Source organism: Streptomyces sp. NPDC059909 (assembly GCF_042730885.1).
In the GTDB taxonomy this organism is placed as follows: domain Bacteria; phylum Actinomycetota; class Actinomycetes; order Streptomycetales; family Streptomycetaceae; genus Streptomyces.
On sequence record NZ_JBHWKX010000018.1, the window covers coordinates 12,578 to 28,809 of the forward strand.

Genomic DNA, 16,232 nt, shown 5'->3' on the forward strand with positions numbered 1-16,232 from the left:
TCGTATGAGTTGATCACGAACATACCGGGGGTGGCGGGAAGGCGCCGCCGTTGATCGAAAGGGGACCGGATACGCTGACTTGAGTGATGGCAGCGACACATCGACAATCCGTGTGATCGTCAGCAGACAGGAGTACCTCTCGTGACCGTCGTCGGGCCTTTCGGGCTGAGCGTGCGGGACCAGGCTCTTGAGGCCGATGTCCAGACCGGATTGGCGGCCGTCGAGGCGGGACTGCTCGATGCCACCAAGAGCGAGGTGCCCTTCATCACGGAGGCCGCGCAGCACCTCGTCCGCGCGGGCGGGAAGCGCTTCCGGCCGCTGCTGGTGATGCTGGCCGCGCAGTTCGGCGATCCGTACGCGCCGGGTGTCGTGCCCTCGGCCGTCGTCGTCGAGCTGACGCACCTCGCGACGCTGTACCACGACGACGTGATGGACGAGGCCGAGGTGCGCCGCGGCGTGGCGAGTGCCAACGCCCGCTGGGGCAACTCGCTGGCGGTCCTGACCGGTGACTTCCTCTTCGCCCGCGCCTCGCACATCCTGGCCGACCTGGGCCCGGAGGCCGTCCGCATCCAGGCCGAGGCGTTCGAGCGGCTGGTCACCGGCCAGATCCTGGAGACCGCGGGTCCGCGCGACGGCCGTGACCCGGTGGAGCACTACCTCGACGTCATCGGCGGCAAGACCGGCTCGCTGATCGCCGTCTCCGGGCGCTTCGGCGCGATGACGTCCGGCGCCGACGAGGGCATCACCGACATCCTCACCCAGTACGGCGAGCGGCTCGGCGTCGCCTTCCAGCTCGCCGACGACGTACTCGACATCGCCTCCGACTCGCACGAGTCCGGCAAGACCCCGGGCACCGACCTGCGCGAGGGCATCCCCACGCTGCCGGTGCTGAGGCTGCGCGAGCAGGCCGCCGCGCACGGCCGGCCCGAGGACCTGGAGCTGGTCGAGCTGCTGGAGGGCGACCTCACGGATGACGCACGGCACGCGGAGGCGCTGGCCAGGCTGCGGGTCCACCCGGCCCTGGAGCAGGCGCGACGCGACACCGTGCGGTACGCGGAGGAGGCGCGGGCGATGCTGGCGCCGCTGCCCGGTTGCTACGCCAAGGCAGCACTGGAGGAGCTGTGCGACGCGGTGGTGCACCGCGCCGGCTGAGCCCGGATCCACCTCCCTGCGTGTGGCGCAAGTCACATGTTCGGTGTCCTCGTTCCGCGCCGACCACGGGTGACCCCCTACGGGTCGGGGGAGACGGAGCGTCCCCGGGTCATACCCCAGCAGTAGGCGGAGTTGATTCCGCGGGCTGACGCTTCCTGCCGGGCGATTTGGTCAGATGGTGTGGACGGACGACGCCGCTATCACGGAGGTAGGGCACACCATGGCACCGAACGAGAACGCACCGATCACCGAAGAGCCGGGGGAGGTCGGCCCGGCCCGCCGGAGGGCGGCGCGGTACGTCGTCCCGGCCGCGGTGGCAGGCGTTGCCGCGGCGACCATCGGGCTCGTCCCGGCGCTCGCCGCGTCAGGCGACCCCGATCTGCCGAAGATCACGGCACAGGAACTCATCGAGAAGATCGCCGCATCGGATGCGCAGCAGCTCTCCGGCACGGTGAAGATCAGCACGGACCTGGGCCTGCCGGACCTGGGCGGCCTGGCGAGCAGCTTGGTACCGGAGGCCGGCAAGGAGACGTCCGGCACCTCCGCGTCGCCGGACGCCAAGCTGATGGAGCTGGCCTCGGGCACGCACCAGGTGGATGTCGCGGCCGACGGCCCGGACAAGCAGCGGGTTTCGTTCCGGTCCGGCGACGAGGAGTACAGCGTCACCCACAACGGGGAGGACGTCTGGACGTACGACAGCGCCTCGAACGAGGTCGTCCACGGCAAGGACGACAGCGCGCACCACGGCGGGGCCAAGGACGGCGGCAGGGACGAGGAGGCGCCGAAGGAGCTGCCGACCACGCCCAAGGAGCTCGCCGAAGAGGCACTGAAGGCCGCGGACGAGACGACCTCGGTGACGGTCGACGGCACGGCCCGTATCGCCGGCCGTGACGCGTACCAGCTCGTCATCAAGCCCAAGCAGAGCGGCTCGACGATCGGCTCCATCAAGGTCGCCGTGGACGCGGAGAACGGCGTACCGCTGAAGTTCACACTGCTGCCCAGCGACGGCGGCAAGGCAGCGGTCGACGCGGGCTTCACCCGGGTGGACTTCTCGAAGCCGGCCGCGTCCACCTTCGACTTCACGCCGCCGAAGGGCGCGAAGGTCACCGAGGCGGACGAGCTGAACACCCGCGAGAAGGAGGCCCCCAAGTCCCCCGAGGGGCTGGAGGAGTTCGAGGGCCTGGAGGACTTCAGCGGCCTGAACGTCATCGGCAAGGGCTGGACCTCCGTCGCCGAGCTCACCGTCCCGGGCGGCGAGGGCTTCAAGGCGCCGAAGGCCGGCGAGGGCGATGTCCCGCCGGAGGCCGAGAAGTTCCTGAACGCGCTGGGCGACCAGGTGAAGGGCGACTTCGGTACCGGCACGGTCTTCAAGACCCGCCTGGTCAACGCCCTGATGACGGACGACGGAAAGGTCTTCGTCGGTGCGGTCACCAAGGACGCGCTGGTGAAGGCGGCGAACGAGGCGCAGTAGCCCGCGGCGCGTCTGCGGGACGGTGGGACGGTGGGGGGGGGCCCCCCTTGGGGGGGGCCCCCCCCGCACCGGCGTCACGGCCTGAAGCGCCGGGGGCGTGCGGCGTCAGGAAGTGAAGAATGTCTTCGCGCGGGCGGCGGCAGTGGTGTCACGGGCCACGTCACCGGGCCGCGTCCCATTGCCGAGCAGCACCCCGCCGAACGCCATCCCCATGTACGCCGCGGTGTGGCGCAGCGTCCCCACCAGCGGGTCGGCGGTCTCCTCCGAACCCGCCAGCGCGGTCACGCCCCACAGGGTGCGCCCGGCCATCCGGTCCTTGAAGCCGACGCCCGGCACCCGCATCCAGCCCGACCAGTGGTCGAGGTAGCGCTTGGTGGAGGTGGAGACGGAGTACCAGTACAGCGGCGAGGCGATGACGAGGTCGGTCGCCTCCAGGGTCGCGTCGAGCAGCGTGGCCGCGTGCCCGGTGGGGGCGGGGTAGCTGCCGTCGCCCTCGTGGCGTACGTCCTCGAAGTCGGGGAGCGGGTGTTCGCCGAGGTGCAGCCAGCGCTGTCCGGCCCCGGAGGGCAGCTGCTCGGCGGCGAGCCGGGCCAAGGCCTCCGTGTTCCCGCCGTTGCGGCTGCTGCCCAGCAGAAAGAGGAAACTGCGGTCGGCCACTTGCTTCACCCCTCCGGTGACGACACGCACGCGACTGCATGCGCGTGCAGTCTATGCACGCGCATGCAGTCTTGTGGGGGGTGGGTCGTCCGCTCTCCCGGGCGGCGGGACCGCGGTTCGCGGGGTCAGAACGTGAGCTTCCAGCTGTCGATGTAGCCGACGTCCTGCGCCGCCACGTCCTGGACCCTGAGCCGCCAGGTGCCGTTCGCGGCCTCGCCCGACGCGTTCACGGTGTACGTCGCGATGACGTTGTCCGCCGAGTCGCTGCCGCTGGAGTTCTTCAGCCGGTAGGCCGTCCCGTCCGGGGCCACCAGGTCGACGATCAGGTCACCGCGCCAGGAGTGCTTGATGTCCACGCCGACCTGAAGTGCGGACGGGGCGTTGCCGGTGCGGCCCGAGACGGTGACCGAGGACGTGACGGCCGCGCCGTTGTCGGGGATGGGGACGTCGGCGGTGTTCTCGTAGACGTCACCGTCCGGCGGGACGGTCGTACCGGCGGACAGGGTCCAGATCGCGTGGGCGATCGCGTCGCTGTTCCGGTCGAGCGCCGTGTCGCTGATGTTGGACGTGGTGTCGCAGGAGGAGTGGTAGCAGCGGTCGAAGGCCTGGCCTGCCGTGCCGCCCCACTTCTGGGCCTGCGCAGTGGACTTCGTACGGCTGGCGCCGGTGAAGAGCCCGCCGACCGGAATGCCCACGTTCTTGAAGGAGGCGTGGTCGGAGCGGCCGTCGCCCTCCGTCTCGATCTCGGTCGGGATGCCGAGGCCCGCGAAGTAGTCCTTGAAGGTCTTCTCGATCGCCGGGTCGTCGTCGTAGACGAAGTACCCGGGGTTGGGCGAGCCGATCATGTCGAAGTTGAGATAGCCGGTGATCTTCGAACGCTCGGCGGACGGAAGGTTGTTGACGTAGTACTTGGACCCGACCAGGCCCAGCTCCTCCGCGCCCCACCAGGCGAAGCGCAGATGCTTGTCCGGCTGGAGCTGGGCGCGGGAGACGGCAAGCGCGGTCTCCAGGATGCCCGCCGAGCCGGAGCCGTTGTCGTTGATGCCGGGGCCCGAGGTCACCGAGTCGAGGTGGGCGCCGGCCATGAGTATCCGGTTGGCGTCGCCGCCGGGCCAGTCGGCTATCAGGTTGTAGCCGGTGGCGCCGGAGGACGTGAACTGCTGGACGGTGGTGGTGAATCCGGCCGCGTCCAGCTTGGCCTTCACATGGTCGACCGACGCCTTGTAGCCCGCGCGGCCGTGCGCGCGGTTCCCGCCGTTGGCGGTGGCGATCGACTGGAGGTCGGAGAGATGGGCCTTGACGTTCGCGAGAGGGATGTCGGGCGCGGCGAGCGCCGCCGGGGAAGGGGCGGCGCTCGGTGCGGCGGCGGTGGCGGTCGAGGCGGCGGTCGGCACGGCGGTGGCGAGCAGGCCGGCGAGGGCAAGTGCCGTGGCTGCGGCGGCGCGTCTGTGCACAGAGTGGGTCATGTGGGGGGCTCCGGATTCCGTACGGGGACAGGACGGAACGTGCGAGGCACCCCGCGACGGCGGTGTCGCAGGGTGCTGGAGCTGTACTCGGTGCGGCGTGTGGGTGAATGTTCAGCGAGATGCTGACTGACCGTCAAGGGCGGAAACCGGTCAGTCAGGTTCGCTCAACGGACGCTACTGCACGCAGAATTCGTTGCCCTCCGGGTCCTGCATGACGACCCACTCGCCGCCCGGCTCCTTCACCCGCCGCAGCACCGTCGCGCCCAGCCCCTCCAGCCGGGCGGCTTCCGCGTCCCGCCGCTCCGGTCCGGGATGCAGGTCGAGGTGGAGCCGGTTCTTGACCGTCTTGGCCTCCGGGACCCGCTGGAACAGCAGTCGCCTGCCGAGACCGGTGCCGGTCGCCTCCTCGTACGGGTCGTCCGGATGCCGGACGGCGGCCAGATCACGCCATGCCCGGCGGTCGTGGTGTTCCACCGTCAGCTCGGGCGGTACGGCCCCGAGGCCGAGCAGCCGCTCGATCAGTGCGCTGTGGTCCTCGGTCAGGTATCCGAGGGCCTCGGCCCAGAAGTCGGCCTGGGTGAGCGGATCGGTCGCGTCGATCACAAGCTTCCAGTGCAGCGTCATGGTAACCACTCATAGTGGTTACGCGAGGGAGGTGGCAATGGACTCGCCGACAGCACCCGGACTGACCCTGCACACACCGGAGGGCACGTCGTTCCGCTTCGACCCGGGCGCGCTCTGCCTGGAGTTGCTTCCCACCGGCGGCCCCGGAGGCCTCGCGCGCTTCGAGGTGCTGGGCGAGCCGGACGGCCTCGTGCGCTGGGCCGGCCAGAGCCGGCTCGCCCCCGGACTGCAGGTCACCGTGGACGAGGCGGAGGCCGCTGCGACCCGCGCTGCGGGACGCGCTGTGGCGGCTGACCGGTGCCCGCGCCCGCGGCCGCCGCGCCGACGCGGACGATCTGGCCGTGCTGAACGGGGCGGCCGCGGCCCCGCCCCTCGTCGCCCGGCTCGCCCCGGACGGCACCCGCGACTGGGCCCCCGGCGCGACCGGCACCCATCTATCGACCGTTGCCCGCGACGCCATCGACCTCTTCACCGGCCCGTACGCCCACCGCGTCCGCGAATGCGCCGCACACGACTGCCCGCTGCTCTTCGTCGCCACCTCCCGCCCCGGACGCCGCCGCTGGTGGGCGATGGAACGCTGCGGCAACCGCCACAAGGTCAGGGTCCACCGGGCCCGCCACGCGCCCTGACGGGGGCCGACGCCCCCGGACCCCCGCGGCTGCCCCCGGGGGTGCACCCGTATCGCGCAGCGGGGGCTTGGGTGTCCGTCCTCGAGCACCGGACGGGCTTGGAGCGTGCCCGGCACCGTGCGGTGGGCCGGGGTCTCCGTCCTCGAGCGCCGTACGGGCTGGGTCTGTCGGGGTTGGCCCGTGCCGTGGCGGCGGCGCTGGGGGTCCGCTCCGGGGCTCGTGTCCTGGACTGCGCTGCATCCGATATGCGGCTCCGCCGCGTGGTCACCGCGCTTCGCACGAGCTGCGGGCGCTGTACGTCCAGAACACGACCCCTGCGCGTCCCCCCTTCGGGGTGAGCGGTCGGGGCTTGCCCCCGTGGGTCGGCTGTCCGCCGTCGGTTTGAGTGCAGGCGTTCCGCCGGGGGTCCCACCAGGACGGAGTCCTAGGAGGAGGAACGGGCAGGCACAAACCACCCACCGGGCCGCGGACGAACAACGGGCCCGGCCCAAGACGGACCGAGCCCGGAGGGGGCGCAGTACAGCGGCCGCCTCGGCGCGGCGTGCCCGCTCAGCCCGTCGTAGCCTCCCGCGGGGCCGGGCTCGCAGCCGGGACCCCCTCGACGGCCGCGGCCGTGGCCGCCGCCGCGGCCAGCCGCGCCGCCTCCGCCCGCGTGCGCCGGGCGGTCCGCAGCGCATCCCAGGTCAGGATCGTCAACGCCAGCCAGACCAGCGAGAACCCGGCCCACCGCTCGGTGGGCATGGCCTCGTGGAAGTAGACGACACCCAGCAGGAACTGGAACACCGGCGCCAGGTACTGGAGCAGCCCCAGCGTCGACAGCGGCACCCGTATCGCCGCCGCGCCGAAGCACACCAGCGGCACGGCCGTGACCACGCCCGTCGCCGCCAGCAGGGCCGCATGACCGGCCCCCTCCGTGCCGAACGTGGCCGACTCCTGCGCCCCGAGCCACACCAGATAGCCGAGCGCCGGGAGGAACTGCACCGCTGTCTCCGCGGCCAGCGACTCCAGACCCCCGATGTTGATCTTCTTCTTGATCAGTCCGTAGACCGCGAAGGAGAACGCCAGGATCAGCGAGATCCACGGCGGACGGCCGTATCCCACCGTCAGCACCAGCACCGCCGCGAAGCCGATGCCGACCGCCGCCCACTGCGCGGGCCGCAGCCGCTCCTTCAGCAGCAGCACGCCCATCGCGATGGTGACCAGCGGATTGATGAAGTAGCCGAGCGACGCCTCGACGACCTGACCGGCGTTGACGGCCCAGATGTAGACGCCCCAGTTGACCGTGATCACCGTCGCGGCGACGGCGATCAGGCCGAGCTTGCGCGGATCCCGCAGCAGCCCGCGTATCCAGGCCCAGCGACGCAGCGCCAGCAGCGCGACGGCCACCACGGCCAGGGACCAGACCATGCGGTGGGCGAGGATCTCGACGGCGCCGGCCGGCTTCAGCAACGGCCAGAAGAGCGGGACCAGACCCCACATGCCGTAGGCACCGATCCCGTACAGCAGTCCTGCCCGCTGCTCACTGTCCTTCACCGAACCTCCTGCCGCCCTGCGCCGCGCTGTCCTTGTCGAAGGTAGCGCCGGGCAGGGCCGGCTGTCATGCCCGTATCTGCAATACGGTCATTACTGCTGTGCGAGAGCCGCGGCGACCGTGTCCGCGAGCGGCGTCGTCGGCCGGCCGATGAGCCGGCTGAGGTCGCCGTTCGTCCGGGCGAGCAGCCCGCGCTCGATCGCCTTGTCCACGTCGACGAGGATCGCGGCGAAGGCCTCCGGCACGCCCGCGCCGGTCAGGATCTGCTGGTGCGCCTCGGCGGGGAGGTTGGTGTACGCGATGTCCTTGCCGGTCTGCTTCGCGATCTCGGCCGCGTACTCGGCGAGCGACCAGGCCGTGTCCCCGCTCAGCTCGTACGACCGGCCGAGGTGACCCTCGCCGGTCAGCACGGCCGCCGCCGCGGCGGCGTAGTCGGCGCGGGCGGCGGATGCGACCCTGCCCTCACCGGCGTTGGCGACGACCGCGCCGTGCTCCAGCACGGGAGCGAGATTGCCGGTGTAGTTCTCCGTGTACCAGCCGTTGCGCAGGAAGGTGTACGGCAGGCCGGAGTCGAGGATCGCCTGCTCGGTGGCCTTGTGCTCGTCGGCAAGCCGGAAGTCGGCCTCGGGTCCGCCGAGGACGCCGGTGTAGGCGAGCTGGGCGACCCCGGCCGCCTTCGCCGCGTCGATCACGGCCTGGTGCTGCTGCACGCGCCGGCCGACCTCGTTCCCGGAGATCAGCAGCACCCGGTCGCTCTCGGTGAAGGCGCCGGCGAGCGTCTCGGGCGCCTCGTAGTCGGCGATGCGGAGCTCGACGCCCTGCTCGGCGAGGCCGACGGCCTTCTCCTTGCTGCGTACGACCGCGGCGATGTCGCCGGCGGAGGTTCCGGCGGCGAGGAGCTGCTCGACGACGAGGCGGCCGAGGTGTCCGGTGGCTCCGGTGACGACGATGCTCATGGGTGATTTCTCCGTTTCGTAGGGGCTCGCCACTCACTCTACGGCCAGTGCTAACTATCGGAAAGTACCCACTTTCACGTAAGGTACTGGCATGAGCGTAAGCAGGAAGCCCGATGTGAACCGGACGATGTGTCCCTCCCGTCTCGTTCTGGAGCACGTCACCAGCCGCTGGGGTGTCCTCGTCCTCGCAGCGCTGCTGGACCGCTCGCACCGCTTCAGCGAGCTGCGCCGCGCGATCGGCGGGGTCAGCGAGAAGATGCTGGCGCAGACGCTCCAGACACTGGAGCGCGACGGCTTCGTGCACCGCGACGCCAAGCCCGTCATCCCGCCGCGCGTGGACTACTCCCTGACGCCGCTCGGCAAGGAGGCCGCCGAGCAGGTGTGGGCTCTGGCCCGCTGGAGCGAGCGGCACGTGCCGGACGTGGAGCGGGCGCGGGAGGCGTACGACGAAGCCCGGGTCTCCTAGAAGGAGCCCGGGCTTCGGGAGCAGGACCTCGGCGGACCCTACGGACTGACCGTCGCGTCAGCCTGTGCGGGTCAGCCGACGACCGTCCATGTGTCGTTTCCGGCCAGCAGCGCGGCCAGGTCGCCCTTGCCGTTCTGCTCGACGGCCGTCTCCAGCTGGTCGGCCATGAGGGTGTCGTAGACGGGCCGCTCGACACTGCGGAACACGCCGATGGGCGTGTTGTGCAGCGTGTCCGGGTCGGCCAGCCGGGACAGCGCGAATGCGGTGGTCGGGCTGGAGCTGTGCGCGTCGTGGACGAGGATCCGCGACTCGTTCTCCGGAGTGACCGCGACGACCTTCAGATCGCCGGTCGCCTCGTCCCGGACGACGCCCTTGGCGCCGTCCGCGCCGAAGCGGATCGGCCGGCCGTGTTCCAGGCGGATCACGGCCTCCTCGGCCTGCTGCTTGTCCTTGAGGGCGTCGAAGGCGCCGTCGTTGAAGATGTTGCAGTTCTGGTAGATCTCCACCAGCGCCGTGCCCGGGTGGTCGGCGGCGGCGCGCAGCACATCGGTGAGGTGCTTGCGGTCGGAGTCGACCGTACGGGCGACGAAGGAGGCCTCGGCACCGATCGCCAGCGACACCGGGTTGAAGGGCGCGTCGAGCGAGCCCATCGGCGTCGACTTGGTGATCTTGCCGACCTCGGAGGTCGGGCTGTACTGGCCCTTGGTCAGGCCGTAGATCCTGTTGTTGAAGAGCAGGATCTTGAGGTTGACGTTGCGGCGCAGGGCATGGATCAGGTGGTTGCCGCCGATGGAGAGGGCGTCGCCGTCGCCGGTGACCACCCAGACGCTCAGATCACGGCGCGAGGAGGAGAGTCCGGTCGCGATGGCGGGGGCGCGGCCGTGGATGGAGTGCATCCCGTACGTGTTCATGTAGTACGGGAAGCGGGACGAGCAGCCGATGCCCGAGACGAAGACGATGTTCTCCTTCGCCAGGCCGAGCTCGGGCATGAAGCCCTGCACGGCGGCGAGGATCGCGTAGTCACCGCAGCCGGGACACCAGCGGACCTCCTGGTCCGACTTGAAGTCCTTCATGGACTGCTTGGCCTCGGCCTTCGGAACCAGGGACAGCAGACCGGACGCTGTCTCAGTCATTGATGGCCTCCTTGAGAACCGTGGCGAGCTGCTCCGCCTTGAACGGCATGCCGTTGACCTGGTTGTAGGACTGCGCGTCGACCAGGAATCTCGCCCGGATCAGCCCCGCGAGCTGCCCGAGGTTCATCTCCGGCACCACTACATTGTCGTAACGCTTCAGGACCTCCCCGAGATTCCTCGGGAACGGGTTGAGGTGGCGCAGGTGGGCCTGGGCGATACGGCCGCCGTCCTTGCGGATACGGCGCACGGCGGCGGTGATCGGCCCGTACGTCGAGCCCCAGCCCAGCACGAGCGTGCGGGCGCCGTCCGGGTCGTCGACCTCGAGGTCCGGCACCTCGATGCCGTCGACCTTGGCCTGGCGGACGCGGACCATGAAGTCGTGGTTGGCCGGGTCGTAGGAGATGTTGCCCGTCCCGTCCTGCTTCTCGATGCCGCCGATCCGGTGCTCCAGGCCCGGGGTGCCGGGCAGCGCCCAGGGGCGGGCCAGCGTCTGCGGGTCCCGCTTGTACGGCCAGAAGACCTCGGCGCCGTCCTCGGTGGTGTGGTTGGGACCGCTGGCGAACTGCACCCGCAGATCGGGAAGTTCGTCCACGTCCGGGATCCGCCACGGCTCGCTGCCGTTGGCCAGGTAGCCGTCGGACAGCAGGAACACCGGGGTGCGGTACGTCAGCGCGATCCGGGCCGCCTCCAGCGCCGCGTCGAAGCAGTCCGCGGGCGTCTTCGGGGCCACGATCGGGACCGGGGCCTCGCCGTTGCGCCCGTACATCGCCTGCAGCAGGTCGGCCTGCTCGGTCTTGGTGGGCAGACCGGTCGACGGACCGCCGCGCTGGATGTCCACGATCAGCAGCGGCAGCTCCAGCGAGACCGCCAGGCCGATCGTCTCGGACTTCAGCGCCACACCCGGACCGGAGGTCGTCGTCACGGCCAGGGAGCCGCCGAACGCCGCGCCGAGCGCCGCACCGATGCCCGCGATCTCGTCCTCGGCCTGGAAGGTCCGCACACCGAAGTTCTTGTGCTTGGACAGCTCGTGCAGGATGTCCGAGGCCGGGGTGATGGGGTACGAGCCCAGGTAGAGCGGCAGATCCGCCTGCTGGGACGCGGCGACCAGGCCGTACGACAGCGCCAGGTTCCCGGAGATGTTGCGGTACGTGCCCGTCGGGAAGGCCGTGGCGGCCGGGGCGACCTCGTAGGAGACGGCGAAGTCCTCGGTGGTCTCGCCGAAGTTCCAGCCGGCCCGGAAGGCCGCCACGTTCGCCTCGGCGATCTCCGGCTTCTTGGCGAACTTGGCGCGCAGGAACTTCTCGGTGCCCTCGGTCGGCCGGTGGTACATCCAGCTCAGCAGGCCCAGCGCGAACATGTTCTTCGAGCGCTCGGCCTCCTTGCGGGAGAGCCCGAACTCCTTGAGCGCCTCGATGGTCAGCGTCGTCAGCGGGACCGGGTGGACGTTGTATCCGTCCAGCGAGCCGTCCTCGAGCGGGGAGGCGTCGTAGCCGACCTTGGCCATGGCGCGCTTGGCGAACTCGTCCGTGTTGACGATGATCTCGCCGCCGCGCGGCACGTCGCCGATGTTGGCCTTGAGCGCGGCAGGGTTCATCGCGACCAGGACGTTCGGCGCGTCACCGGGGGTGAGGATGTCGTGGTCGGCGAAGTGGAGCTGGAACGAGGAGACACCCGGCAGGGTGCCTGCGGGCGCGCGGATCTCGGCCGGGAAGTTCGGGAGCGTGGACAGGTCGTTGCCGAATGACGCCGTCTCCGACGTGAAGCGGTCACCTGTCAGCTGCATACCGTCACCGGAGTCACCGGCGAACCGGATGATCACCCGGTCGAGACGGCGGACCTCCTTGTCGCCGGCGGGCCTGCGCTGTCCCCCGAGCAGGGTCTCGCCGGTCTCGTCTGCCTCGTCTGCGTGCTCGGCTGGGCTACTGACCTGGCTGGTCACTGAACTGGACCTCCTTCGAGGCGGCTGGGCTGCGGCCGGCTCACCGGTCGCTCCAAGGCCAACCCTACGTCGGTAAGGGTCGCCTTCCCTGGATCGCTCATATGCTGGACGCCACTCTGAGACGTCACGATGCCCTGGTCTGCCATGTTCTGTTCGCCCCCCGGGTCCTTTCTGTAAGACGCTCCCGACTGGTCCTTCGGTTCTTCGGCCGACTTGTCTGACAGAGTGTCAGGTGATCAGGAGTTCAGGTAGGTCAGCACGGCCAGAACACGCCGGTGATCCCCGTCGCTGGGGGAGAGCCCGAGCTTCAGGAAGATGTTGCTCACGTGCTTCTCCACCGCTCCGTCGCTCACGACCAGCTGTTTCGCGATCGCCGAGTTCGTCCGGCCCTCCGCCATCAGGCCGAGGACCTCCCGCTCGCGCGGCGTCAGCCCGGCCAGGACGTCCTGCTTGCGACTACGGCCCAGCAGCTGCGCCACCACCTCCGGGTCCAGCGCGGTGCCGCCCCGGGCAACCCGGACGACGGCGTCCACGAACTCCCGGACCTCGGCGACGCGGTCCTTCAGCAGATAGCCCACGCCCCGGCTGTTCCCGGCGAGGAGCTCGGTGGCGTACTGCTCCTCGACGTACTGCGACAGCACCAGCACCCCTATCCCGGGGTGGTCGCGACGCAGCCGGACGGCCGCGCGAACCCCCTCGTCGGTGTGCGTCGGAGGCATCCTCACATCGGCGACCACGACGTCCGGCGGCGTGTCCTGCGCCGCGAGATCGCCGATCGTCCTGATCAGCGCGTCCGCGTCCCCCACGCCCGCGACCACGGCGTGTCCGCGGTCGGTCAGCAGCCGGGTCAGGCCCTCCCGAAGCAGTACCGAGTCCTCGGCGATGACCACCCGCACCCTGTCCTCCACGACCAGCAGCCCCCATATGTCGCTCTGCGTCCCACCCCTGCACCTCCAGCATCCCAGCATCGGCACCCGGGCGCGCTCACCCGGGCGTAATCCATGCCGGGCGTGGCGGCAGATGCGGCCGGTCCGGTGTGTCCGCCCGGTCCGGCCGGTCCTCCGGGTCCGATCGGTGCCGCGGCGCGGGCGTGGACGTGCGCGTACGGCGCGGGCCCGGCCTTCGGCCGTACGCGCCGCGCCGTACGCGCGTATCCGTCAGACGGTCCGCCAGGGCAGCTCCGCCGTGACGACCGTCGGACCGCCGGGCGGCGAGTCGACGAGGAGAATCCCGTCGACCGCGTCGAGCCGCTCGGCCAGCCCCGCCAGGCCGCTGCCCGGCGACACCTGGGCGCCGCCCCGCCCGTCGTCCGTCACCTGCAGCATCAGCCGGTCCTGCGTCCGCCACACATCGACGGACGCCTGGCGCGCCTGCGCGTGCTTGCTGATGTTCTGCAGCAGCTCGGAGACCGTGAAGTAGGCGATGCCCTCGATCGCGGGGACCGGGCGGGCCGGCAGGTCCACCTCCACCCGGACCGGAACCGTGCAGCGGGAGGCCACGGCGGACAGGGCGGCGTCCAGGCCGCGGTCGGTGAGCACGGCCGGGTGGATGCCGCGCGCCAGGTCGCGCAGCTCCTGGAGCGCCGTCTTCACCTCTCCGTGCGCTTCCTCCACCATCCGCGCGGCCGCCTGCGGGTCCTCCCGGAGCTTCTCCTTGGCCAGGCCCAGGTCCATGGCCAGGGCGACGAGCCGGGCCTGTGCCCCGTCGTGCAGATCGCGCTCGATGCGCCGCAGGTCGGCGGCCGCCGTGTCCACGACCACGCCCCGGTCCGACTCCAGCTCCACCACGCGGCCCTCCAGCCGGGACGGGCCCAGCAGCCCCGCGACCAGCAGCCGGTCCACGGTGGCGAGCCCCCGCACGATCCACGGGGTCGCCAGCACCAGCAGCAGGCCCGTCGCGCTGGTCACGGCCAGTTCGAAGGGGGAGTCGAGGTAGACGCTGTGCGTCCTGTCGCCGTAGAGCTGGAGCCCGTCCACACCGGCGTACACCGGGAACGCCCAGTGCCAGAGCGGATACGTGGCGAAGCCCCAGCCGTACACCCAGAAGGGAAGCGCGACGCAGAACGCGAACACCGCCCACGGCAGATGCAGCAGGGAGTAGAGCAGATGCCGCCAGGACACCCCGCTCTTCAGCATTGCGCCGATCCACGCCATCGCCCCGCCCCTCCGGGGCCGGACGGGGGCGGGGTCGGTGACGTCGAGGCGGAGCAGGGCGCGCGCCCGTGCCCGCTCCAGCGCACCGAAGCCGCGGCACATGGCCAGCGTGGCGGCCAGGACCGGGATGCCGAGGAACGTGACCACCAGGCCGAGGCCGGCGGCCGTGAAGGAGACGGCGAGGGAGAAGAAGACGACGCTGAGCGGCAGGCTCAGCATGAGGTAACCGAACTCGCGCCAGGTGCGGGCCTCGAACGGCGCGCGCAGTGCCTGGGGAAGCCGGTGGAGCCGGGTCGCCGGTTCCGTTCCGAACGCTGTGGCCATCGTCGTCGTCCGTCCGTTTCTTCTCGTCCTCTGCGCGGCGGTTGTGCCTCGGCTGCGCCTTGGCTGCCCCTCGGGATGCCCGCTCCCATGCTGCTGAGCGCGCGAACACGGCACCATGCAGCCGGTATCCCTCTTGGAGGGGGGTTTTCCCTACCTGGCACGGGGCGCGGTACGGGGGTGCGTTTCCGGCCCGTCCGGGGTTCGGGGACGGGCGGGCGCTGGTGCGGTGGCCCGCAGCGGACCTCGGGCTACCGCGGCGCGGGCACCCGGTCGCGCCACGGAAGCTCGGCCGTGGCGACCGTCGGGCCGCCCGGCGGGGAGTCCACGACGAACAGCCCGTCCACCGCCCCCAGGCGCTCGGCCAGCCCGGCCATGCCCGTACCGCCCTGGGGCGATGCCCCGCCGCGCCCGTCGTCCTGAACCTGGATCATCAGCCGGTCGTCCCTGCGCCACACGTCGACGGACGCCTGGCGCGCGTGGGCGTGCTTGCTGACGTTCTGCAGAAGCTCGGAGACGGTGAAGTACGCGATGCCCTCGATCGCCTCGGCCGGGCGGGCCTTCAGGTCGACGGTGACCTGCACCGGCACGGTGCAGCGGGAGGCGACGGCGGACAGGGCGGCGTCGAGACCGCGGTCGGTGAGGACGGCGGGGTGGATGCCGCGCGCGAGGTCCCGCAGCTCCTGCAGCGCCAGCTTCACCTCGCCGTGGGCCTCGTCGACCATCGCCGCGACGGTTTCGTCGGCCTGGCCCTCCAGCAGCTTCTCCTTGGCCAGACCGAGACCCATGGCGAGGGCAACGAGCCGGGACTGTGCCCCGTCGTGCAGATCGCGCTCGATGCGCCGCAGGTCGGCGGCCGCCGTGTCCACGACCACGCCCCGGTCCGACTCGAGCTCGGCTATCCGGCGCTCCAGCTCGTCGGACGGTGAGAGCAGCCCGCGCACCAGCGCCCGGTCGACGTTCGTCATCCCCCGCACCACGTACGGCAGCACGGGCCAGAGCACGAACAGCCCCGTCAGGGTGATGACGAAGCCGAGCAGGCCCCACGGCAGCCGTATGAACGCGTACAGCACGGACCGCCAGCCCACCGGGTCCTTCAGTCCGGTCCACAGCCGGCCGATCAGGCCCTCGCCGGGGCGGCGCGGGAGCCTGCTCGGCTCGTCCACCCGTACGCCGAGCAGCCCGCGCGCCCGTGCCCGCTCCCACCGGCCCAGCAGCCGCGATCCGGCCAGGCCGCCGGCGAGGAGAGGCAGACCGATGGCCGTGACCGAAAGCGCCGCACCGGTCGCCACCATGGAAACCGCGTAAACAAATCCGAGAAGCGCGCACGGCAGGCCGGAGAGGAGATACGCGATCTCCTTCCAGGTGTGCCGCTCGTACGCGAACCGGGCGGGCGGCTGCCCTTCGTTCTCCACGGCGTTCTCCACGGCGCTGGTGTCCGCCATGGCGCCGGCATCGCTGGTCACGGTCATGCGCCCCAGCCTGCAGGGTCGCATCCGCGCACGCCATGGGGTGGGTGGGTGGGGCGAAGTGGGGATATCCCCACCCCCGGAGACCGCCCGACGGCCGGTCGGCGAAGGCGCGGCGACGGCGCGGCGACGGGCCGTCGACCGTGCGAGGACCGGCCGTCGACCGTGCGAGGACCAGCCGTCGACCGCGCGACGAGGTGCCGGTCACCGGCCTGCGATCGCCCCATCCTGACCAAGGCGTGACACAGCTGCTTACCCTGCCCTT

General features: G+C 71.2%; 13 protein-coding genes and 1 pseudogene. 4 read left to right on the plus strand and 10 right to left on the minus strand.

Features of this window, described 5'->3' with window-relative positions:
* Nucleotides 1-141: 141 nt before the first annotated feature.
* Together ACFV9O_RS14880 and ACFV9O_RS14885 are read left to right on the plus strand one after the other, a co-directional pair.
* On the plus strand, nucleotides 142-1,152 hold the full coding sequence (locus tag ACFV9O_RS14880) for a polyprenyl synthetase family protein (RefSeq protein ID WP_385417204.1): 1,011 nt from the start codon (nucleotides 142-144) through the stop codon (nucleotides 1,150-1,152).
* Between the two features lie 220 nt (nucleotides 1,153-1,372).
* Nucleotides 1,373-2,623 (plus strand): outer membrane lipoprotein carrier protein LolA, encoded by a 1,251-nt coding sequence (locus ACFV9O_RS14885; protein WP_385417207.1) that lies wholly within the window; start codon nucleotides 1,373-1,375, stop codon nucleotides 2,621-2,623.
* A 105-nt stretch (nucleotides 2,624-2,728) separates the two neighbouring features.
* Here ACFV9O_RS14885 and ACFV9O_RS14890 read toward each other — a convergent pair whose 3' ends face one another.
* The 3 genes from ACFV9O_RS14890 to ACFV9O_RS14900 all read right to left on the minus strand — a co-directional run bounded on the left by ACFV9O_RS14890 (nucleotide 2,729) and on the right by ACFV9O_RS14900 (nucleotide 5,370).
* The gene (locus tag ACFV9O_RS14890; protein ID WP_385417210.1) at nucleotides 2,729-3,280 is read right to left on the minus strand and encodes a flavodoxin family protein; all 552 of its coding nucleotides are present in this window, start codon (nucleotides 3,278-3,280) and stop codon (nucleotides 2,729-2,731) included.
* A gap of 125 nt (nucleotides 3,281-3,405) precedes the next feature.
* On the minus strand, nucleotides 3,406-4,746 hold the full coding sequence (locus ACFV9O_RS14895; protein ID WP_385417212.1) for a M28 family metallopeptidase: 1,341 nt from the start codon (nucleotides 4,744-4,746) through the stop codon (nucleotides 3,406-3,408).
* A 174-nt stretch (nucleotides 4,747-4,920) separates the two neighbouring features.
* The gene (locus ACFV9O_RS14900; RefSeq protein ID WP_385417214.1) at nucleotides 4,921-5,370 is read right to left on the minus strand and encodes a VOC family protein; all 450 of its coding nucleotides are present in this window, start codon (nucleotides 5,368-5,370) and stop codon (nucleotides 4,921-4,923) included.
* Nucleotides 5,371-5,407: 37 nt separating this feature from the next.
* Here ACFV9O_RS14900 and ACFV9O_RS14905 point away from each other — a divergent pair.
* Nucleotides 5,408-5,999: pseudogene (locus ACFV9O_RS14905) on the plus strand (CGNR zinc finger domain-containing protein).
* A gap of 549 nt (nucleotides 6,000-6,548) precedes the next feature.
* On the opposite strand, the gene rarD reads toward ACFV9O_RS14905, so the two are convergent.
* A complete protein-coding gene (gene rarD / locus ACFV9O_RS14910; RefSeq protein WP_385417422.1) occupies nucleotides 6,549-7,478 on the minus strand; it encodes an EamA family transporter RarD in 930 nt (309 codons plus the stop codon).
* 144 nt (nucleotides 7,479-7,622) lie between these two features.
* Nucleotides 7,623-8,486 carry an SDR family oxidoreductase gene (locus ACFV9O_RS14915; RefSeq protein WP_385417216.1) on the minus strand — a complete coding sequence of 288 codons (864 nt, stop codon included), beginning with the start codon at nucleotides 8,484-8,486 and terminating at the stop codon, nucleotides 7,623-7,625.
* Nucleotides 8,487-8,577: 91 nt separating this feature from the next.
* Between ACFV9O_RS14915 and ACFV9O_RS14920 the strand changes: the two genes are divergently transcribed.
* Nucleotides 8,578-8,952, plus strand: a complete 375-nt coding sequence (locus tag ACFV9O_RS14920) for a winged helix-turn-helix transcriptional regulator (protein WP_385417219.1) — start codon at nucleotides 8,578-8,580, stop codon at nucleotides 8,950-8,952.
* Between the two features lie 71 nt (nucleotides 8,953-9,023).
* Here the strand turns inward: ACFV9O_RS14920 and ACFV9O_RS14925 are convergent, their stop codons facing one another.
* The 5 genes from ACFV9O_RS14925 to ACFV9O_RS14945 all read right to left on the minus strand — a co-directional run bounded on the left by ACFV9O_RS14925 (nucleotide 9,024) and on the right by ACFV9O_RS14945 (nucleotide 15,943).
* Nucleotides 9,024-10,085 (minus strand): 2-oxoacid:ferredoxin oxidoreductase subunit beta, encoded by a 1,062-nt coding sequence (locus ACFV9O_RS14925; protein ID WP_385417220.1) that lies wholly within the window; start codon nucleotides 10,083-10,085, stop codon nucleotides 9,024-9,026.
* Nucleotides 10,078-12,024 (minus strand): 2-oxoacid:acceptor oxidoreductase subunit alpha, encoded by a 1,947-nt coding sequence (locus ACFV9O_RS14930; protein ID WP_385417223.1) that lies wholly within the window; start codon nucleotides 12,022-12,024, stop codon nucleotides 10,078-10,080. Before ACFV9O_RS14930 ends, ACFV9O_RS14925 begins: the two co-directional genes overlap by 8 nt.
* Nucleotides 12,025-12,260: 236 nt before the next feature.
* Entirely contained in the window at nucleotides 12,261-12,920 is a 660-nt protein-coding gene (locus ACFV9O_RS14935; RefSeq protein WP_385417424.1) for a LuxR C-terminal-related transcriptional regulator, read from the minus strand.
* Between the two features lie 261 nt (nucleotides 12,921-13,181).
* Complete coding sequence (locus tag ACFV9O_RS14940; protein ID WP_385417224.1) at nucleotides 13,182-14,501, minus strand: sensor histidine kinase; 1,320 nt, start codon at nucleotides 14,499-14,501, stop codon at nucleotides 13,182-13,184.
* A gap of 248 nt (nucleotides 14,502-14,749) precedes the next feature.
* Entirely contained in the window at nucleotides 14,750-15,943 is a 1,194-nt protein-coding gene (locus ACFV9O_RS14945; protein WP_385417426.1) for a sensor histidine kinase, read from the minus strand.
* Between the last annotated feature and the right edge of the window lie 289 nt (nucleotides 15,944-16,232).